Source organism: Bacillus yapensis (assembly GCF_005280205.1).
GTDB classification, from domain to species: Bacteria; Bacillota; Bacilli; order Bacillales; family Cytobacillaceae; genus Robertmurraya; species Robertmurraya yapensis.
On sequence record NZ_SUND01000001.1, the window covers coordinates 420,246 to 442,144 of the forward strand.

Consider the following 21,899-nt stretch of genomic DNA (forward strand, 5'->3'; position numbering starts at 1 on the left):
TAAGTCTTATTTATTGATATAATTTCTTTTTAAGATTGACATCAAAACTATATTTTTATATTCTCCATTCTTATATACAGCTTCTCTTATTACCCCATCAATTGAAAAGCCAACCTTTTCATATAATCTTATTGCCCTCATATTTTCTTCTAATACACTTAAGTGGACTCTATTTAGGTTCAAATCCACGAAAGCGTGATTTAAAATACTTTCAGTTGCAAAAGTTCCTATTCCTTTTCCTTGATTATTCCGGTCACCAATCATAATGGCAAATTCTGCTGAACTATTAATAAAATCAATATTCAATAAATATACTACCCCTATTATTTCCGCGAACTCTTCACTACATATTGCACAGCGAATATTATTGGAACGGTTATTCAAATAATTATCAAACCATGCTACTTCGGTTTCGATATTAATATATCTAAATATAGCTCCTAAAGAATTAATTAAATTCCTATTATTTCTCCATTTATTAATGGTTACGATATCTGTAGATGTAAGTTCTCTTAAATAAATCATAATTGTTTCATCCTCTATATTAACGAGTTCAATACATTCAATATTCTATTCATATCCTGTATTCCATATCTTTGATCAATTGGTATTGATACTAATTTCCTTGAAAGATAATTTTCATACCAATTTTCATCTGTAACTTGCAATATTTCTTTCCAATAAGTTGGTATATAAATCTTATTTTTTATAAGTACTTCTTTAATATTTTCACCAGGAAATAAAAATGGATATACCATCGGACCATTTAAAGCACTCGTATCAATTTTTAATTGGTTATATTTTCCTATTTTTTTATGAAGATAAAGAAAATTTATGTTTCTTGCTTCTCTTGCTCTATCATAGTCAATGCTACTTAATAAACGTTTTGTTAGTCTTGACATCTCACTTAAACCTTCACTAGTCAATATCCTTTCATTTTCTTGAAATAATTCATAACTTTTTTCAGCAGATACATCAATTCTTTTTGTTAGAAAATTAACTTTATCAAATGAAACACTAGTATTGATATTCTCTTCAAGTTGATTTGAATGGTATAGATACGCTCCGTCAGGTACACCAAAAAATTTTCTTGGAGAATATATAGTTGGAATATCCTTAATTGGAAAATCAAAAAAAGCCTGGGTATTATCTATGATTATATTTTTATATTTTGTTACCAATTTATAAACATTGTTAGTATTTAGTCCAAAATAATTGATATAAAGTAAATAGTGGTCACTATATAGTTCTCCATTGAAAATAGGCTGCATCTCTCTATCAATTCTATACATTTCATATTCGATTCCCAGACTTAAAATTGGCTCTAAAATACATTCACACATGTAATATGGAAGATATATTTTACTTACTTTGTTTGCCTTTATAAAATAATATAGTGCACTTCTAGCTTTATTTAGTTTAATTGCATTTGAATGATACTCTTGCCCATTCAAGAGTTCCAATTCAAAAAAACCACCAATTTCATCTCTCATTAAATTACCTCATATTCATTTAACATATCCTTTATCTCATCCTTGGAACAAAACATCATTGTATCAATGATGGATAAATGTGAAATAAAATCTCTCAAACCTATTTGATTATATTCAATATTGTTTGGAAGAAAGAATGAAAGTTTTATTCCACTATTATTAAATTTCTCTTCTGAGAATAATTGCTTCCCATTAATAGGATTAATGTATTCATTAGCACCTAGTTGTGAACTTATTTCCAGAGCCCAATCTCCAGCGTTCTCTATAGAGTCGTAATTAAAAGAAGCTTGAGAGGAAATTATAAACCTAGTATCTATATCAAGATATTCACAAACATTTTTCATGATATTCATATTCAATTCAGATATATTATCCGTTTCCAGTTTTATTGAATCATTAATAATATCCATTGTGGTTTCATAACAAATAGCTTTATTCTTATAATGTTGCAGCTGATTAAGAATTTTTTTTCTCCAATCCATACCATTACTTATCTTAACGTTTTTAATTTCTTGTTTATAACTTTTTTTTGATACTGGAAAACCGATATATTGCCATCCTTCCGAAGGATGCAGGATCCTATTTCTATTTATCCAGCCATGTCGTATATATTGTACATCGTCAAAAACTACCCACATATCTACATGTTTAATAAGTTGAAAGTGTCCGATATACGGAAAAAAATATGGCTGCATAATACCAAGTTTCAAAATTTAACAGCCTCCTTTTGTTATTTATATTAAATTGAATACAATCTATACGCGATAAAAGTTTTCTACAAATTGGTATTTAAGAAACCAAATATCTTCAATAAAATACACAAAATAGACCGTAGAAATTAATTTCTATAAAAAATATTTTTTTCAATACAAAATTAAGTAAAATTAATTTTTACTCTTTTGAAACAATGTATACAATATCAGAAAGGGTCAATCCATATTTTTCTGCTTCTGCAACACCATTTTTTTCTGCAAAATTATATTGACATACAATAAAGCCTGCATTTTCAAGTTTTTGAATATAGTCTTTGGCATATACACGTACATGATCTTCTTGACCAAAATTTAGTAATCTATCTTCTGGACTTATTATTCTATCATCCTCATATGTTTCATCAAGGTTTAAAGCAATTGGTACCTGAAGAATACCCTTACCACCTTGTTTCAAAATTCTACAAAGTTCTTTCATTGCTTTACTATCATCAGGTACATGTTCCAGTACATGGCTACAAATTATGAATTCAAAGGAATTATCATTATATTGAATATTAGTAATATCTATTTTCTCCATATTTCTATCACTAGGAAAAAGATCACCGCACGTATAATCAATATTCTTAAGTGAAATTAGCCAGTTTCTTATATTCTTTTCAGGAGCAATATGCAAGACTTTAGTCTTTTGCTCTTTTATATCTGTTTCCTCTTCAATGAATAATTTAAATGCTCTTTCTCTATCCATAGAATAGCAATTTGGACAAAGTGCCGTTTTTACATTATTATTTTCAAATTCAAATTTTTCAATTACATATATATCTGGAAGTGGTAAGAATTCATTAAATCTCTCATGGCAAAGATTACAGTAATATTTATCTGTTCCTTGTATAATTTCAGAAATAATGAATGCCAATGCATCCAATAACTGTTTCTCATTTAAAATACTAGTATTACCCTCAGAAATATATTTATTAAAAATATCAGTGCCCACAGTTAACAGTTTGTTAAGTGCATTTTTGTAATCTCTTTCTAGACTTAGAAATCCAAGTTTCCTCGAATAATTTATTAGAAAAGACCACTGATAAATATTAGTGAAAAGATATTTAAGATTTTGTTGAGCTTGATTTGAGTGTATTCTAAAGTAACTCAAACTCTCAGGAATATAAACAGCATTTCCCTTTTGTAATAAGGCAATCCAAGTTGTAATATCATTAATAAAACTTAATCTTTTTCCTCCTATATAACCAAAACATTCTATAAGATCTTCTTTCCTAAATAGAACTGAAGAAGGTTCTCCTATTATATTTATCTGGTTTTTAAGTAAAAGGTTACCAAAATCTCTTCCATTTATGATAGTTACCTCATTACTAATTTTTGTGGTTGCACCAATATCAGGTAAATATTCCCCTTCTTCATCAATAACTTGACGATGTGAAGTAACCAAAGTGATTCCTTCTTTTCCCTGAATATAATTCATCATTATTTCTATTTTATTCGGATGAAATAGGTCATCATCATTTAAGAAATTTATATACTCTCCATTCGCCAAATTAAAACATTGATCATAATTATCTTCAACTAGCGGGATCTCATTCTTATAATAGTGTAGATTTGAATATTTATTTAGATATTTTTCTACGACTTTTTGAACTTCATCTGTTGTGCTATCATCACTAATGATTATCTCTATATTTTGATATGATTGATTCAAAGCACTTATTAGTGCTTCTTCCAACATTTTAGGTCTGTTGTATGAAGGAATTAAAATGCTAACAAGTGGATAACTAGTATCTTGTTTATTGTATTTTGGAATTTCCAATTCTAAACATTCATCATGCAAATAATTATATGTGTTTGTTAATTCTTGCTTATAAAAATCGTTATTCAGTACCTTAGTTACACTATCTAAATAGTTCATACTATTATTGAGTGCAGTTAAATAATCAATGTTTTCTTGTAAGAAACCCTTTTTACGCGCTAATAGTACTGAGTTTGCATAATCATTTGCACCTAAAAACTTCATTTTATCTGATTGAAGTTGTTGACCATTATGAATTCTAAAATAGCTTAGAGTCTCGCTAATATAAACACCTTTTCCTTTTGCCAAGAGTGTTAACCAAGTTGCACTGTCAACATTACACCCATACCTTCTTCCAGCGAAGGTGCCAAATGGTTCATCCAGATCTTTTTTACGGAATAAAACAGTAGTCGGTTCACCTACAAAGTTGAAATTGTATTTCAATAGCATATTACCAAATTCTTTTCCATCCATAACAGTATCTTGATCAAATACCTTTTGTGTTACCCCTTCTTCTTTAAGCAGTTCATCTTTTTCGTTTATAAACCTTCTATGAGATGTGACTAACGTAATCTCTTCATTTTGATCATTCAAATAGTATTCCATCATCTTTTCGACTTTTTCAGGATGGAATACATCATCATCCATTAGGAAATTTACAAATTCACCTTGAGCTAATTCGAAAAGTTTTAGATCATTATCAAATTGGCCTAGATTAGTTTCATTTTTTATATAACGAATATTGTTATAGTACGGTAAATAGTTATTTTTGACTAAGAGCTCGGTTTCATTGTCAGTACTATCATCGCCAATAACGATTTCAATGTTTTGATATGTCTGTTGTATCGCACTTTGTAGAGCACGTTCAAAATAATCCGGTCTATTATAAGTAGGTATCAAAACACTAACTAATGGTAGATCAACATGATTTTCATTATTTTTTATCCGGCTATTTATATCAGAATAATTTAATGCTATATACTGTACATTATCACGACTCAAAGATCGATCAATTATGACAGAAGGTGGTTCCTTAGCCATCACTCCAATTTTATAACCAGTTTCAATATACTTTACACTATGGGCTAAATCATATTCAGCAACCTCTTCATCGAACATGATGTCATACTTAGTTGCCATTATTGCTCTATCAAGTACAGCTGCTTCATCAAAAATTGATAAAGTTTGAGAGAATTTGATTCTCTCTAGATTATTTCCTTGTTTTGCGAAAATATTTCCAATCTTAAATTGACCTTCGCTCCATCCTAAATCATCAGGTATTTTTTTTGAGCCAAATACTCCAATCATACCTATATCACTATTTGAATTAAAGACTTCTAAAATTGAAAATAAAAATTGCTTATCACTTATGAAGGTGGTTTCTTCAAGATAGATTTTATATTTTGCATCTGTTAAACTCATTGCCTTATTATAAGCAACAGTATTATCTTGGCAGTTTTCTATTCCAATAACATCTACCTCAAATCCCTCAGGGATAGAAAGTGCGTTTATATATTTAAGAGACTCGCTATACTTCATTTCATCTCTAACATTATAAATAAAACAGAATTTATTATTATTCATAAACTTCATCCTTCAACTTCTGTATTAGCTCTTGCACCTCTTGATCCTTGTTACTTATTTTCTCAAAATAAGACAATGCTGATGCAGAATCACCTAATTGAACCAACATATACCCCAAATTAAATAGTGTATCATCGTTTTTTGAATTTAATTCATATGCTTTATTCAAATAGGGGAAAATGCTATCCATTATGTTATTTTCATACGAAATAGTAGCAACAGTGTTTAACATTTTTTCTTTATTAATTGTATTTGTTATTATGGCTGTCATTATTTCTTCTTCAGAGTAAACTGACCTTGAAATATAATTCGCTAATTCTTGTTTCGATTCTTCTAACTCAATCTCAAACTCTATTCTTCTTAAAAGATAGATCAAACTACGTATTCTTTGTTGTTCTATTTCATAAATTTCAGTTAAGATATTGCCCACAACTTCATCTTTATCTTCTTTCTTTAGCAATTCTAAGTACTTTTTTGCCAAGTCTTTTTCTTGATATGAGTATAAAATCGTCCCTAAATTGTAGAGAGTATCTGAATTTGTTGGATCAAGTTCATATGCTTTACTTAAGTAAGGAACAACACTTTCATGATAATTAAAGCTATAATTCATAATAGCTAAAGCTTGAAGAAATTGAATCGGTTTTTCTAAAGCATTTACAATATGCTCTATTATTACCTCTTCATCATGTTGCTTCAGCTCTTTAAGATTGCTCTCAACATCGTTTTGATGATAAATATTTACCACATTTTCAAGAATTTTTTCATTATATTTTTTCGCTGTAATTAAATATCTGCTAGCTTCATAATGTGACTTTATCTCAGTATTAGAAAGCGTACAAAAAAGATTAATTAATTGGGATTCTTCTTCACTAAGAAATCCAGTTATACTTCTTATATTGGTTCTTAGTTTAGACTGGTGAATGAAAAGGTTGTCTATGTCTAAAAAAGACATCATTTTATTTATTAAATAGGGATTTTCACCTTTTATAAGTTTCGCTAGTACATTTACATTTGTTGCATTTAATACTGATGCTAAAATTAATCCCTCAGTATGCAACAAGCTCCTAACTTTCCATAAAAATCCATTTAAGTCTTTGATATTATTCCAATTAGTGATTAGAATAACATCAAATTCTCTTCCGTTTAATGCCTCAAGAGCATCTTCATATGACATATTGAATATCTCTGTAAAATGACCTGCTTCTGAAGCGGCTCGTGCATTTTCTTCTACACCGGTTAAAGATACATTTCTATATTTATCCCTAATCTTTAACAATGTGCCACCTGCATCACATCCAAAATGTAATACGCGGATTGACATTTCAGTATGAAAGTCAATCTCATTAATTAACTCATTATGCATGATATAAGAATAAGAATTGGTCCCCCACTTATCCATAAATTTCTTTTCATTTTCCGATAACAACTGGTCATACCCCCAAGTATTATCTCTCCAAGATACACTTCCATAATGATGTATGAAAGTATCTTTACATAACAGTAATTTATACCCTCGCTCTCTAATCCTTAATGAATAATCATCATCCTCAAAATTTCCTGGAGTAAATCGTTCATCTAATAAACCTATTTCATTGACCACATTTTTTTTGATTAACATACAATATCCTATTAACTTAAGTCTTTCTTCCCAGAGTAAAGGATCAGAATTATTGTAATTAGAAGCAAAGTTATGCATTTCTTCAATAGTCCTATAATTTACAGGAATACTTGTATAGTAGGCTGCAGAATTTGTCACAGTACCAACCGCACCAATTTTTTCATTACTATACAGGGCTTTTAGCAAGTTATCTAACCAGCCCTTAGTTACTACAGTATCATTATTAAGCAATAAGATATTTTCTCCATTTGCATACTCTATTCCCTGATTGCATGCTTTCGGAAACCCCTCATTATTTGCATTTAAGAGAGTTCTAATATCTTCTTGGTTAGCTAACCATTGTCTAGTACCATCTGTCGATCCATTATCAACTATAACAATCTCATACGTTCCAGGTTGTGTATATTTCCTAATGCTATCTATACATTCAATTGTATAATTCAATTTATTAAAAGTCGGGATAATTATACTTGTAAGCAAAATATCATTCCTTTGTATTTGTAATTTATAAATTCCTTATATTAGAGATTTCATATTTGGATATCTCATTCAGCACAAGATTTAGCCCTTCTTGGTCTTTAGTCTTTTCATAAAAATTATAGAATCTATTTAAGTTCTGATAACTTGGTTTCCTATTATATAAGTTATTGATTATTTCTATTGTTTCTTTATAATTACCATTTCTCAGATAGATGTCACTTATAATTTCGAGAAATTGTTCTTGATATTTCGGGGAAAAATCCAAGGAACAATTCAGTACATAATTCGAATATCCATAAAGATCTGATTGCCTCACTATTGATAAGAAAATTTTTTCTAACTTAGTAAGTTTAGATGCTAGTAAATGAAAGATTTCTTTTTCGTTCATACTAATAAAGTTGGTAATAAATTTTATGATGACACTAGAAAATTCTTCACTTAAATCTTGTGTTGGAACTTTTCCATTAACAATGAATTCAATTAGATATTTCTTGTCTTTATCCGATAGTGATAACTTTGAAACAACTTCATTAATTAAATTTTCATCATTCCTTACGACTGCCAAGTTAATTACATCAATTAAATATTCTTCACTAATTTCTAGAACCTCTTGCCAACAGTCAAGTGCTTCATTATATCTATTTCCATATAAATTGGCTATCATCATTAATCCTTTATCAACATTTAAGTTATATTCGTTAATAAACTCTAGAAGAATCCCTGACCTTTTCGCTAACAGCACTCCGCTTAAAAGAATAACTTCATCAAGAGAGGTTATTCTATATACCTGTTTAATATTATTGAAGCTATGACTTTTCTCAATTCCAGATTGGATTAACACATTTATATATTGAGAAATCGCAGGTGCAAAATCCTTTTTTTGTTGGATAGCATTAAAAGCATAATTGAGTGCATCCACCAACTTACCTTGTTTTTGCAGCACTTCTGATAACTTAATATTGGATAAATAGCTACCTACACCATCGATTGTTTGGAAGCCTTTAACTTCGCCTAATTCCAAAGCTTTTTTATAAGAAAATTCCGAGTCTAATAAATAGCCGCTTTCTCCATATAAATTTCCTAGTACGAAATGGTATCCAGTATACGTAGGGTACAATTGAATCGCGTCTTTCATCAAATTAATACCCTCTTCATATTTTTGAGTTGACAATAAACAATCACCCATTAAATAGAGAAGATATGGTAGGTACACTTTGTCCTTACTTAAAAAATAGGATTTTTTGAACATATTTATTGCATTCTCAAAATTTCCAGATACCTTATATTGCACACCTAAATTAAATAGATTGTAGCCTGTTGGTGACTCATTTACTTCTTTTAATAAAATTTTCAGATTACGATTTTCCTTATTTTTTTCTTTATATATTTCTTGCTTGTAACCATCATGTTCTATAACAATATCGGAAAACTCGTGAGACAAATTATTGAATTGTTCTATATTTAGATGTTCATGAATTTTTCCATAATAATGTAGGCCATCAGTTTTTCTAAAAAGTCTTATTGCCTGGTGGTAGGAAATATACCCATTACTCATATGATTTTTTATCGTTAGCACATAATAATCCTTATTGGTATTGAGTGATTCTTGAATATTAAAACTAATATCCAAAAATTCATCAGCATCTAAAATTAAAATATATTCACTTGACGCCTGTTCAATAGAAAAATTCCGTGCTTCAGCAAAATCATGGTTCCATTTGTGTGTGTAAATCTTCGCACCATATTCCTTAGCAATATTCACTGAAGCATCCGTAGAACCAGTGTCTACTATTATGATTTCATCCACCTGATTTTTAACACTATCTAAACATCTTCCTAGGAAGACTTCCTCATCTTTAACAATCATGCATAGTGATATTGTTTTTTTATTCATAATAGCCACCTTTTAAATTTCCTATTTTCTTCTATTTAATATATCGGCCATATTAGTGTTATTTTAATAGTATATTGATATAACCACTTTTCGCCAAAACAAAAAAGGACCTTAGATAAAAATCTAAGGTCCTTTTAAAATTGGCTATTAACCTAAAAGTTGAAGTACACCTTGTGGCTGTTGGTTAGCTTGAGCAAGCATAGCTTGAGAAGCTTGAGAAAGGATGTTGTTTTTAGTCATGTTCATCATTTCTTTAGCCATATCTACGTCACGAATACGAGATTCAGCTGCTTGTAAGTTTTCAGAAGTTGTACCAAGGTTGTTAATAGTGTGCTCAAGACGGTTTTGAACAGCACCAAGGTTGGAACGGTTTTCTGAAACTGTGTTAATAGCAGTTTGGATTTTTGTTAAGTTTGCACTTGCAACAGAATTTAAAGTTGATGTTGCGTTAACTGTAGAACTTAAATCTGACAATTGCGTTGATGATACTCCTAATGTTGAAGAAGTTGCATCTACTAAACTCATAGAAATAGTTTCTCCAGCGTTTGCACCAACTTGGAATGTTAATGATGAAGTAGTATTTAAGATATTCTTTGTATTGAATTTTGTTTGGCTTGCAACAGAATCGATTTGAGATGTTAATTGTGTAATTTCTTTTTGAATCTTAGCAGAATCATCTGTTGTTAAAGTTTCGTTAGCTGCTTGTGTAGTTAACTCAGCCATACGTTGTAACATTGAATGAGTTTCGTTAAGAGCACCTTCAGCAGTTTGGATTAATGAAATAGCATCTTGAGAGTTTGAAGTTGCTTGATCTAATCCACGGATTTGGTTACGCATTTTTTCAGAGATTGCTAAACCAGCAGCATCATCAGAAGCACGGTTGATACGGTAACCTGAAGATAATTTCTCCATAGATTTAGAAGTTGCATTGTTGTTGTAAGTTAGTTGACGATGTGTGTTCATCGCTGAAATATTGTGATTGATTCTCATTTTTATTTTCCTCCTTGAGTTTGAAATTCCACATCCTTGTGGAATTGTTTTTTCGTATTTTATAAATTTGTACATTGGTGTAAGAGTCGGCCGACTTTGCTACCATGTAACTATTAATAATATCGACAGGATTTTTATTTCTTTAATACTTTTTGATATTTTTTTATTTTTTTCTACAAAAATTGATTTCATAACATTGAAAACACCTTAAATCACCATAGTATCAATATTCTTAGATAAATATTTGAGTGAAAAATATCTAGATTTATATTTTCAAACTACCTTCCTACATTAATCTTTTTGCAATGAGCAAAAAAAAGAAAAATGGCCAATGGATTGAATCTTCCATTTGCCATTTCTCTCATTTAAACATATCTAGATTCAAACTTGTAGTTCGTGCCTTCTGGTTCTCACTTTCAACTTTTTCAAGAATTTCTTTCCGAATAATTTCTACCTTTTTCGGAGCATTGATTCCAATTTTAATTTGATCCCCAGATACCTCTAGGATAGTTATTTCAATATGCTCATCAATGATGATACTCTCATTTTTTTTACGTGTAAGGACAAGCATAACTACCCCTCCTGTACCATTTCTTTTTTATTCATTTTTAAGACATGCTTTGTATGGTACTTATCCGTATTCAAGACGAACTGCTTGCCGTTGTTATTTTTACTATTTAAAACTAAAGGAGCCTGAAGATTTACTGTCGATGTATCCAAACTATCACCTAGTGTAACAATACAATAGACCCGAACCTCTTCCTTATTTTTAATATCCAACTGATTTATCATGTAATCTGGGACTTCAAACTCATAATCTTTATAAAATGGGAAAGGGTCTGTAACAACAAATGCTAACTCGATTAGTTCAATGGATTGAAGAACACTAAACGGAGAATTTTCACCCAAAGGAATAAGGATATATTTTGTTTCATCCGGGAAACCTGGTATTCCATTTTTAAAATAGATCACTTCATTATCTGAAATTTCCAGATCTCCGTGGTATCTTGTATGTACTTTCATTTCCTCACCTCACACTTTCATTTTACCCAGTTACATCAATTTTTAATGAAGGGTACTGTAACATGTATACATCCGTGCTTCCTGGTGTGTATTCGTGGATCGGTTTATGTGCTTGCACTTGAATCTGTGGTTTGTTTGCTCTTACATTAATATCTACACTAGCAGGGACATAATCAATTTGCACACTTTCACTTGAAGGAACACTTCCTGTATCATAGGGTGTTTCTTTTGATATGGCTCGAGAAGCTTGTTTAGCAATTGGGTTTTTAACCTTTGCTATATTCATTAGTTCGTCACCTTCCTGTGACTCCCTTCTGATAAATTCCATGGCTGCTTGGAATCCTTTGTTTGCACTTTCTTCCACTCGTTTAAAAACATTTTTTAAATCCAAGTTATCCCATGCAAGTGTCTGATCGATCGTTAGTCTCGATGGCCGATGTGTAATTCCTAAATCAGCTGTAGGCTGTTCAATAGTTATGTCTGCTTGTGGTTGTTCAATTTTTTGTATTGGTTGATAGGTAGCTAACCCAATTTTCCCAGCTTGAGACTCCATTCTAATTTGAGGTATCCTCATCTCATCACCTCCAACTATAAAAATAGCTGACTCCTTAGGTACCAAAATAACCAATTAGAGCCAGCTGTATTTTTTAGCCTAGAAAATCCATTAATGTCGGCTGCATAATTCTTGCACTCGCACTAAGAGCTGCTTGATGAATACTTTCCTGTGTTTTCAAATTTAGAATGACTTCCTCAAGATCAACATCCTCATTTTCGGAGACCATTTTTGTAGCCATTATTTCTGTAGAATCCAATCTCTGACCAATTAATTCAACTCTATTCATAGTAGCCCCAACACTTGACCTTGCAGAATTTATTGTATCCATATGACTCTGAAGCTGACTTAGGCGTCCACCTAATTCAGGGTCAGTTGATTTTAAATCAGCCTGAAGACCTTCGATATCTGATAGTAATTGCTCGAATATCTTAGAGCCATCTGTATTGACTGTTAAATTCACACCTGCCGAAACCTCCACCTTTACATAATCCCCTTTGAAATTTGTTGTAATCTGTGGATTTGAAGTTTCATCATATTGTATTGGTTCAGAATAAATATCAGAGCCATTAAACATATATTTTCCCGCAACCTTTGTATTGGCTATAGATATAATCTGTTTTTTTAATTCTTCAACTTCCTTTTCAATTTGTTCCCTGTCACTATCTGTCAACGTTTGATTGTTCGCTTGAACAACAAGTTCATTAACCCTCTGTACAGCAGTATTTGTTTTATCTAATGCATCTTCTGTATTTTCAAGCCAATTGTTAACTTCATCTAAATTTCTTTTGTATTGCTCCACTTCGTTTAGACTAGCTCTATACCCAATTCCTTTAAATGCAACGACCGGATCATCGGATGGTCGGTTTATTTTCTTTTGGGAGCTCAGTTGATCTTGATATGTTCCTAACTTCAAATAACTTGAACTTAGATTACGTAGCGTATTATTAGAAAGCATCGATTGTGTAACGCGCATGATTATTTACCTACCTTCCCCCGACACCAAGGCCGTTAACAATTTTGTCCAACGTTTCATCGATCATTGTAATCATTCTTGCAGATGCATTATAAGCATGCTGGAATTTAATCATATCTGTCATTTCTTCATCTAAGGAAACACTCGATACGGATTGACGCTGAGTATTCACCGAATCTAATAAAGTAAGCGTGTTATTTGTTAGGACATTTGATTCTTTTGTTTGAACACCGAGAGATGCAATGACTCCGGCATAGAACGATTGGAAATTCCCCGTTGTCCCAATAGTACTTGTCGTAAAATCAGTCAAATTTTTAGTCATGACACCAGCCAATGAATAAGCATTATCTCCATTTCCTTCAGAAGTTCCATCTGCTGCCGCTGCTATTTTTGTTGGATCCGTAATTGCTACAGATATAGATTTAGCAGCTCCTGTAGCTGTAGTTAAATCATTAAAAAATGGACTTCCTTGATCACCATTCAAGTCATCTCCGTCTGAATGAATTTTATTAAACTCCTTCACCAAGGTATAAGCCATATTATCTAGATTTTCAATCATTGCTGGATATTTATCTGTCAATGCTTCCATATTGGCCTTTAGTTCACCCATGGAAAAATCATTTAACGCAACAGTTGAACTGCCAAAAATAATTGATTTATAATCTGCTGATGTAGATACTTGAGTTGGACCTGTGGTTAATGAATTTTTATCAACTAACACACCTAAGCTATTACCTGAAGAACCAAGGATTTCAATTTTATAGACTCCTTCAGCGAGTATAGAAGCATTACCACCAGTTTTTTCCTTAGTTACCTTTATGTTAACCAAAGCCGACAATTCGTCTACAAGCTTATCACGCTCATCATAAAGATTGTTTGGTAAATCACCATGAGGTTCTACCTCAGATATTTGTCTATTTATCTCATTGATTTGAGTCGCAATAGAATTGATCGTATCCACATTTGCTTTGGTACTCAATTTTAAATCTTCCATAATCGTTTCTAAAGAAGTCGACATATAGTTAAACGTATCTGCTAGAGCATTCGCTTGTGCGAGTACACTTTCTCTAGCACCACTTTCATTTGGACTGCTTCCTAATATTTGAAGCGAATTCCAAAATTCGCTTAAAGAAGCCGCTAATCCTTCTTCTGTTGGTTCATTCAGAATTTCTTCCATTCTTGAAAGGGTATCCGCTTTGGTGGAATAATAACCCAATTTATTATTTTCCCCACGATATCGGCTATCAACAAACTCATCTCGAATCCTTTGAATTGAACTCGCCACTACTCCAGTACCCAACTGTCCCGGTGTTTGTGGTCTATTCATGCCGACTCCAGGATAGGTTAGTGTCTGTGTAAGATTCACTCTTTGACGTGAATATCCATCTGTATTTGCATTAGAAATATTGTTTCCTGTTACGTAAAGCGCAGTTTGTTGTGCAAACATACCACGACGTGCTGTTTCGAGCCCCATAAAAGTTGAACGCATTCTTTGCTCCTCCGATCTCCTACGCTTTTGAATTAAACATTCCTTTTAAATTCAAGTCCCCTACTCTTTTTCCTGTTGGCGGACCATAATTAATCGATTCTGGCTGTGGATTAAGTAAACTCAAAGAGAAGTTCACAAATTGTAGCGATTGGTAGATCAATTGTTGATTTAAAAAATTTCGTTCTTTTAAATCAAGTGCCATCGCTGTTAATGAATGAGCAACCTCAATAAGTTGATCCTTTTCCTCTCCCGAAGCTGCCTCGATACAATCTGTCACAGTAGTATTTTCTGTATTAGGTAAAATATTTTTTGTTACCTGCATACGCTCATTCTCTAGCTTCCCTATCTCAGCAACTAGTGCATGTTCTTTTTTCAAAATTTGATTGAGAGAATCCATGTCTCCTACCTTGATATATTCTGTTTTCTTTACTGCACTTTCAAATAAGTCTTTGTGCAGTTCAAGTAATTTTTCTAATGTTGTTATCAAATCTACAGTAGCAGACATTTCATCCCTCCATTCTTAATTACTAATTCTTATAAAAGCTAAATAAACTTTTTGCTACTTCTTTCGTATTTACTTTGTAATTCCCATTCTCCACTTGAATCTTTATAGCATCTACTTTTTCTTGTCGTTCTACAGCAATAGAATTCACACTCTGCATCCCTTTAGCTGTTGCGGAAATTTCCACTTTATCAGTTTGCTTGGATACCTTATTAGTGTTCTCCAGCTTGTTCATTTGACGTTTATATGGATTAATTCCAGATGTTCCATAGTTATTAATTTTCATTGTTTTTTCCTCACTTTCCTAACCGAGCGTATTCTTACTCTTATTATCGGATCAACCGAGGCAATTATTTAATGAAAAATAAAATATAGTTAAAAGTAATTAAAAAAACCGTATGCATCTGCACACGGTTAGTTCTTCTGCCTTATTTATTTAGAGGTAAAATAAGTTGCCTTTTTATCAATTTCACGTCTCCGCTCTTCCTCAATTGAGAAGAGATCGAGTTCTTTCCTCAAAGTACCTGCACAAGGCTCACATAACTTACCTTTTTGAATAGTTGTCCCACATTTTTCACACGGGTAACCTAAATTCGGTAACGAAGCCACTTTTAGACGACCGGTTTTGATAAATTTGAGAATTAATTCTTCGTCTACACCTGTTCCCTCTTCTACTTGATGGATGGTTGCAGTACGGTTTTCACGCTGGCGAATAAATTTATAGACCTTATCAAAGGACGCTTCTTCTTCTTTCCAGCACTTTTGGCACAAATCACGGTGGATGTTTCTAATGAATAGCTCTCCGCAATTCGGACAATTTGATAACTCTTCCATGATTCAAAATCCCCTCTCCAAGAGACATTACTATTTTGATTATAACGTTTAGAAGGGAAGTAGAATATGAAAAAATTGAGACAATTGTTGGAAATAGGCACTTAGCCTTACGCTTTATCCATTTGCTAGCAACCACTTGCATTATTCTAGCAAAATGCTAGCACACTGATAGCAGGATGATAGCACTTTGATAGCAGCTTGCTATCAATATCGACCCAACCATTTTTTCTGCATTCCTTAAAGCTAAAACAGTTCTACAGAGGTTATCGTTGAAAAACGTTTATAGGTTAAGAAACACTGGAACAATCGAGAAAATTGTTGATAATGCACACTTTGTTTAAAGATATTATCTTTGCTAGCGTTATTCTAGCCAAATGCTAGCAAGGTGATAGCAAACTGAAAGCACTTTGCTATCACCTTGCTAGCGTTAAGGATGAGACCGATTTAGCTCCTGCATGTATCAATATTTTTGCTGCATGCCTTAAAGTTGAACCAGTTGTATAGATATCGTCGATGAGGAGAATATCTTTGTCAGCAACTCCCCTCCCCTCTTCTATTTGAAAAACTTGAGGAATATGAATCCGATCATGGCGGGATTTTTTTGATTGTTTTTCACTATGAGTTCTTTCGAGGAGATGTATTGGAGACTGTCCAGTTTCATTAATGAGTGCTTCTGTTTGGTTGAAGCCTCGTTCGAATTGACGTTCAGTGCTTAATGGGATGGGTACTAGAAGGACATTGGGAGGAAGCTTTTGTTGAATTCTTAACGAGAATATTTTTGCTAGGATATAGTCACCTCGGAATTTGTATTGACTGATAATTCCTTTTAAAAAGTCATTGTACTCATAAAGTGACTCATTTTTGAGCAAATATCCCTTCCATTCGTCATCCTCCTCCCAGCGAACACAATCAAGGCAACGATTGTTAATCACGTATTGCTTCTCCAACTTTTCAAGGGGACGGCTGCAAATATCACAGGTTTCCCCTTCGATTTTGATAAGTTGCGATTCGCAGACCTGACAGAGATACGTTTCTTTATGGCTTGTGAAAAAACTCGACCAATTTGTATTTGAAGTAATCTGCTCATGACAAAACAGACAATATTCACTCAACGTCAATCCATCCTTTCTTCAATCCCTCTTTATTCATCCCTTGTATTTGCTTTCTTGCTTTCAGCATCGACTCCGTTAAACCATAGTGAAAAAAGGTGATCCACCCTCCAGGATATTGAGCACTTCGTCCGACCCGACCAGAGATTTGCACAAGGGCACTTTCTGTAAAAATGCGATCCTCTGCTCCAAAGACAGCTACATCTAAATTGGGGAACGTCACCCCTCTTTCTAAAATGGTCGTAGTTATAAGAAGTGAAATTTCTTTGCTTCGCATGGCTTTTACCTTTTCTTTTCGATTAGGGTCTTCTGCATGTACAGCTTCTATAGCTGGATGGAGTTTTTGAAGGAGCGGGAGAATTTTAGGGATTAACTCGATTTTTGGAATAAATATAAGGGCTTGTTTACCCGTTTCAATTCGATGTTTCAACCATTTCATCACATTGGCTGGAAGTGTTCCTTTCGTTAATGCTTTGTTCCAATTTCCACACCAAACAAATTCCGGAACCGGAAGAGGATGACGATGATAACGAGCTGGAATCGTAACAAAGTCTCTTTTACCTTGGCGACATTCTTTCTGCCATTGTTCATTCGGAGTAGCCGTTAGATAGATGAGCGAAGACATATCTTTTCGAGCTTGATTGACTGCATATTGCAAAGCTTTATCTACGGAATATGGAAAAGCATCAACTTCATCGAGAATGATCGTATCGAAGGCTTTGTAAAATCGGAGGAGTTGATGGGTTGTAGTTATTGTAAGTGGGGAGTATTTTTGTCGGTCTTCTGAACCACCGTAAAGTGAAGCTACTTCAATGATAGGGAATATAGCTTGTAGTCGCGGAGATAACTCGAGGACAACATCAGTACGGGGAGTTGCAATGCAAACTCGCTTTTGCATTGCAAGAGCGCGGTTGATTCCCTCGAATAACACCTCGGTCTTCCCAGCTCCACAAACAGCCCAGACGAGTAGTTCCTTGTTTACATTTATGGATTCCATGACTTTATTGGATACGTGTTGCTGCCCCGGTGATAGAGTACCTTTCCAATCTAGTGTTGCGTGAACATGCGATATGTCGCTCACATCAATCCATCCATATAGTGGTGTACAAGTACTAACTCGTCCCATCATGATGCACTTTCTACAATAGGTACAAGTTTCTCCGCATCTAGAACAAGGAAAACTAGCAAACCAGCTCTGATCCTGATTGCCACAACGTTCACATTTCGGGATATTTTTATTAAACGTAATTCCTTTTCGCAGGGTGATATAGCCATTTTCATAGTGGGATTGAATTTCTTCGAGGCTGAGGGGAATTTCATCTAAAAGTAGTTGTTTTCCGAGCAGTAGTTTCTGGAGTTCAGGATTGAAGGAGAAGTTCGGAATCGTTGGTGGTTGAGGAATTTCAGCTAATGAGGTAATGGTTTGAGTAGCCGAAGGTGTTGTGAGCAATGGTTCAGGTACTAATTTTTCATGGAGTACAGCAAATTTCATGTGGGGACACCTCTTTTATTGGGTTTTTAGGGAATGTTGCGGGGGATGAGAAAGTTTTACGTTGATTAATATAGTGAGGTTTCTAGTGTAATCAGGTAGTTCAGAGACAAGGACCCAAATTTATCAATAAACGTCACCCAACCCAAGCTGAATGACGTTTATCAAAACACTTACTTTTTTACCCATCCAAGGCCCATTGCACCTTCACCAAGGTGACTTGCAATGACTGGTCCGAAGTAACTAATCGTAAACTCAACGTTTGGTAGCTTTGCTTCTAGTTCAGTTTTCCATTCCTGCGCTTCTTCTTCACGCTTCCCTTGGAAAATAACCGCTCTATACGCTTCACCACTTGCTGCATCTTCCTCTAGCATATCCGCAATACGTTTCATTGCTTTTTTACGCGTACGAATTTTTTCAAATGGAACGATAACCTTGTCCACAAAGTGAAGCAAAGGCTTGACCTGTAGCATGCTTCCAATGATCGCTTGTGCACTAGACAGGCGACCACCTCGTTGCAAGTGGGATAAATCATCAACCATGAAATAAGCTCGCATTGATTTCTTCATCTCATCTAAGCGTGCGATGATTTCCTCTGGTCCTTTGCCTGCATTAGCCATCTCAGCTGCTTCAATCGCATAGAGGCCTTGCATCATGCAGCTGATTTCGGAATCATACGCATAAACTTCGATATCTTCCACAAGATTTCCTGCTGTAATCGCGCCTTGATAGGTCCCGCTTATTCCACTAGATAGATGAATGTTGATAACCGCATCAAAATCCTTGGCTAGTTTTTCAAAAAGAGTAACAAACTCTCCCGTTGTTGGTTGAGAAGTTGTTGGTAGACCCTTCGTCTTAATTTCTTCATAAAATTCATCTGCATGGAGATCAATTTCTTCTCTATAAGTCTCGTTCCCGAAAATAACACTTAAGGGAATCATATGGATATTTAATTTATCTCGCAATTCCTTCGGGATGTACGCCGTACTATCCGTGACAACTGCCGTTTTCATATATGTACCATCCTTTATATCTACTTAAATTTTACAAGAGTTGATTATACTATATGTGTAGTATTCATTTTATATGAAAACTTTCGAAATTGCATTAGTTTAGGCGCACATCTTAATATCTAAGTCCTTAAAAATAAAACAACCCGATTCAGCACTGGGCCAAATCAGGTCGTTTACCAAAAACTATTATTTCACTTCTACCCAACCATTCTTAATTGCTACAACAACGGCTTGAGTACGGTCGTTTACATTCATTTTTTGAAGAATGTTACTTACGTGGTTTTTAACGGTTTTTTCACTAATAAATAATGATTCACCAATGCCACGGTTACTCTTACCGTCTGCCAATAATTGAAGAACTTCACATTCACGGCGAGTTAATAGATGAAGTGGACGTCTAATTTCAACTTGTTGAACATAACCGTCACCGCCTCCAACTTCTTCAACCGCTAAGCGACGGTATTCTTTTACAAGATTATGTGTCACCTTCGGATGTAGGTAAGAACCTCCATCCGCTACTACTTTAACCGCTTCGATTAAAGCATCGGCATCCATTTCTTTTAATAAATAGCCAGTTGCCCCAGTCTTCAAAGCATGCTGCACATAGTTCTCATCATCATGTATCGATAAAATAATTACCTTTGAATCAGGAAACTTTTCGATTAACTGACGAGTTGCCTCCACACCATTTACATTTGGCATGTTAATATCCATAATCACAACATCTGGATTGTATTGTTCCACTAAATTAACAGCCTCTGAGCCGTCATCACCTTCAGCTACAACCTCAAATGAAGATTCAAAATCTAGTATTCTTTTTACACCTTCTCTAAATAATTGGTGGTCATCTATAATAACAATTTTCGTTGTCATTTGATTCGCCTCCCTACGCCCATTTATTTTCTGTTCTATTTCACTTCTAGCGGAACTTGAATCAGTACCACGGTACCTTTACCTATATTAGAATCGATGGTAATCTCCCCGCTTAACAGTTCAACTCTTTCTCTCATGCCAATAATCCCAAAGGACTCTGCTTTTCGCTCTTTTGGATCAAAGCCTTGTCCATCATCTTTTATTAAAATGATGATTTTATCAGGTTTCATTTCTAGTTTTACAACAATTTCACCTGCATTCGCATGCTTCAAAGCATTTTGTACCGATTCCTGCACAAGGCGAAATAGTGCAACTTCGAATTTAGAAGGTAGTCTTTTTTCTTCCCCAATATTCTTATACGTAATACGCGTCGTACTATGATACTCTTCGATGGTCTTCAAGTACTTTTTGAGGGTAGGTACTAATCCGAGATCGTCAAGTGCCATTGGCCTCAAGTCATAGATAATACGTCTGACCTCATACAACGCATTACGAACCATTTTTTTCAGGTTCTTAACTTCAGTTAAAGCATCCTTTGCCCCATATTCATTATAGACTTTTTCAATCAAATCAGATCGCATCATCACGTTCGCCATCATTTGCGCTGGACCATCATGAATTTCACGAGAAAGACGCTTTCGTTCCTCCTCTTGTGCTTCAATGATCTTTAAGCCAAAGTCTTGCTTCATTTTAGCATCTTCGATGACCTCAGTCATCTTCTTTAAATCACTCGTTAAATAATTCATCACAACGGTAATCTGTGAAACGAGGCGCTCTGCCTTATCAATCGTTTCAGTTAGACCGACGAGCCTACGCTCAATATCATCCCTACGTCCTCGAAGCTGTTTTTCCGTCTGCCGATTCATGGTGAGATCCATCTGTATTTGATGAGCCTTCTCATATGCCTCTCGAACTTCCACTTCCGTGTAGTCTTTAAAATGCATACTTACTTCAGAAAGTCGCTTCCTCGCTAATCGCGATTTAGCCTCCAGCTCATCTCCCTCTTCAATGATTTGGCCAACCATTCTTCGCACATCTCTTAATTCATCGATCAAGGAATCGTACTCACGACGGCACTGTTCCCCTATGCGAAAAATTTCATCCTTACTATCTCCTACGGTTTCTACCATCTTGTCCAAAATCATATCAAGAGTTTTTGTGTCAAATTTTCTAATCATCTATATTCCTCCAAGGGAATCAAAAACCCTTTCTTATTTGTTAATATTTTACCTTTATTTTCACCAAGATACTATATTTCTACCTTGAAAAAAACAGAAAAATGGTTGAAAATCGGTAAAAAGAAGGAGAATAGATTATCAAAATAAGTCAAATATCCTAATCTTTCCAGAGGCCTATTTCTTATAAAAATGGATGAATATTTCCAAATACAAAACTATTTTACAATACCACTGACCTGTATCATTATAGCATGACAAAAAGTCAATCATGTTAAAGTTTCATTACAAGG

At 33.8% G+C, this 21,899-nt stretch carries 20 protein-coding genes; all 20 read right to left on the minus strand.

Annotated elements, in window-relative coordinates; genetic code table 11:
* Positions 1–6: 6 nt before the first annotated feature.
* Positions 7–525 (minus strand): GNAT family N-acetyltransferase, encoded by a 519-nt coding sequence (locus FAR12_RS02065; RefSeq protein ID WP_126405643.1) that lies wholly within the window; start codon positions 523–525, stop codon positions 7–9.
* Between the two features lie 14 nt (positions 526–539).
* Entirely contained in the window at positions 540–1,493 is a 954-nt protein-coding gene (locus FAR12_RS02070) for a hypothetical protein (protein WP_126405645.1), read from the minus strand.
* Positions 1,493–2,203 carry a WbqC family protein gene (locus FAR12_RS02075; RefSeq protein ID WP_126405646.1) on the minus strand — a complete coding sequence of 237 codons (711 nt, stop codon included), beginning with the start codon at positions 2,201–2,203 and terminating at the stop codon, positions 1,493–1,495. The genes FAR12_RS02070 and FAR12_RS02075 overlap by 1 nt, the downstream gene beginning before the upstream one ends.
* A 181-nt stretch (positions 2,204–2,384) precedes the next feature.
* Entirely contained in the window at positions 2,385–5,588 is a 3,204-nt protein-coding gene (locus tag FAR12_RS02080; protein WP_170972055.1) for a glycosyltransferase, read from the minus strand.
* The gene (locus FAR12_RS02085; protein WP_126405648.1) at positions 5,581–7,686 is read right to left on the minus strand and encodes a glycosyltransferase; all 2,106 of its coding nucleotides are present in this window, start codon (positions 7,684–7,686) and stop codon (positions 5,581–5,583) included. The genes FAR12_RS02080 and FAR12_RS02085 overlap by 8 nt, the downstream gene beginning before the upstream one ends.
* A gap of 25 nt (positions 7,687–7,711) precedes the next feature.
* The gene (locus tag FAR12_RS02090) at positions 7,712–9,580 is read right to left on the minus strand and encodes a glycosyltransferase (RefSeq protein ID WP_126405650.1); all 1,869 of its coding nucleotides are present in this window, start codon (positions 9,578–9,580) and stop codon (positions 7,712–7,714) included.
* Between the two features lie 147 nt (positions 9,581–9,727).
* Positions 9,728–10,570, minus strand: coding sequence for a flagellin N-terminal helical domain-containing protein (locus tag FAR12_RS02095; protein WP_126405652.1), 843 nt, complete (start codon positions 10,568–10,570; stop codon positions 9,728–9,730).
* A gap of 361 nt (positions 10,571–10,931) precedes the next feature.
* Entirely contained in the window at positions 10,932–11,141 is a 210-nt protein-coding gene (gene csrA / locus FAR12_RS02100; RefSeq protein ID WP_126405654.1) for a carbon storage regulator CsrA, read from the minus strand.
* Positions 11,142–11,143: 2 nt separating this feature from the next.
* Complete coding sequence (gene fliW, locus FAR12_RS02105; protein WP_126405656.1) at positions 11,144–11,593, minus strand: flagellar assembly protein FliW; 450 nt, start codon at positions 11,591–11,593, stop codon at positions 11,144–11,146.
* A gap of 22 nt (positions 11,594–11,615) precedes the next feature.
* Positions 11,616–12,167: a DUF6470 family protein gene (locus FAR12_RS02110; RefSeq protein ID WP_126405658.1), complete on the minus strand. Its 552-nt coding sequence runs from the start codon at positions 12,165–12,167 to the stop codon at positions 11,616–11,618.
* Between the two features lie 73 nt (positions 12,168–12,240).
* Positions 12,241–13,122 (minus strand): flagellar hook-associated protein FlgL, encoded by an 882-nt coding sequence (gene flgL / locus FAR12_RS02115; protein ID WP_126405660.1) that lies wholly within the window; start codon positions 13,120–13,122, stop codon positions 12,241–12,243.
* A gap of 10 nt (positions 13,123–13,132) precedes the next feature.
* Positions 13,133–14,611, minus strand: coding sequence for a flagellar hook-associated protein FlgK (flgK, locus tag FAR12_RS02120; RefSeq protein WP_126405662.1), 1,479 nt, complete (start codon positions 14,609–14,611; stop codon positions 13,133–13,135).
* A 19-nt stretch (positions 14,612–14,630) separates the two neighbouring features.
* Positions 14,631–15,116: a flagellar protein FlgN gene (locus FAR12_RS02125; RefSeq protein WP_126405664.1), complete on the minus strand. Its 486-nt coding sequence runs from the start codon at positions 15,114–15,116 to the stop codon at positions 14,631–14,633.
* A 22-nt stretch (positions 15,117–15,138) separates the two neighbouring features.
* Positions 15,139–15,399: a flagellar biosynthesis anti-sigma factor FlgM gene (gene flgM, locus FAR12_RS02130; RefSeq protein WP_126405666.1), complete on the minus strand. Its 261-nt coding sequence runs from the start codon at positions 15,397–15,399 to the stop codon at positions 15,139–15,141.
* 146 nt (positions 15,400–15,545) lie between these two features.
* Complete coding sequence (locus tag FAR12_RS02135) at positions 15,546–15,947, minus strand: TIGR03826 family flagellar region protein (RefSeq protein ID WP_126405668.1); 402 nt, start codon at positions 15,945–15,947, stop codon at positions 15,546–15,548.
* A gap of 413 nt (positions 15,948–16,360) precedes the next feature.
* Positions 16,361–17,059: a ComFC family protein gene (locus tag FAR12_RS02140; RefSeq protein ID WP_126405670.1), complete on the minus strand. Its 699-nt coding sequence runs from the start codon at positions 17,057–17,059 to the stop codon at positions 16,361–16,363.
* Positions 17,052–18,548 carry an ATP-dependent helicase ComFA gene (locus FAR12_RS02145; protein ID WP_126405672.1) on the minus strand — a complete coding sequence of 499 codons (1,497 nt, stop codon included), beginning with the start codon at positions 18,546–18,548 and terminating at the stop codon, positions 17,052–17,054. The genes FAR12_RS02140 and FAR12_RS02145 overlap by 8 nt, the downstream gene beginning before the upstream one ends.
* Before the next feature lie 170 nt (positions 18,549–18,718).
* Positions 18,719–19,558, minus strand: coding sequence for a DegV family protein (locus FAR12_RS02150; RefSeq protein WP_126405674.1), 840 nt, complete (start codon positions 19,556–19,558; stop codon positions 18,719–18,721).
* A 186-nt stretch (positions 19,559–19,744) separates the two neighbouring features.
* Positions 19,745–20,431 (minus strand): response regulator, encoded by a 687-nt coding sequence (locus tag FAR12_RS02155; protein ID WP_126405675.1) that lies wholly within the window; start codon positions 20,429–20,431, stop codon positions 19,745–19,747.
* Between the two features lie 35 nt (positions 20,432–20,466).
* A complete protein-coding gene (locus FAR12_RS02160; protein ID WP_126405677.1) occupies positions 20,467–21,609 on the minus strand; it encodes a sensor histidine kinase in 1,143 nt (380 codons plus the stop codon).
* Positions 21,610–21,899: the final 290 nt, after the last annotated feature.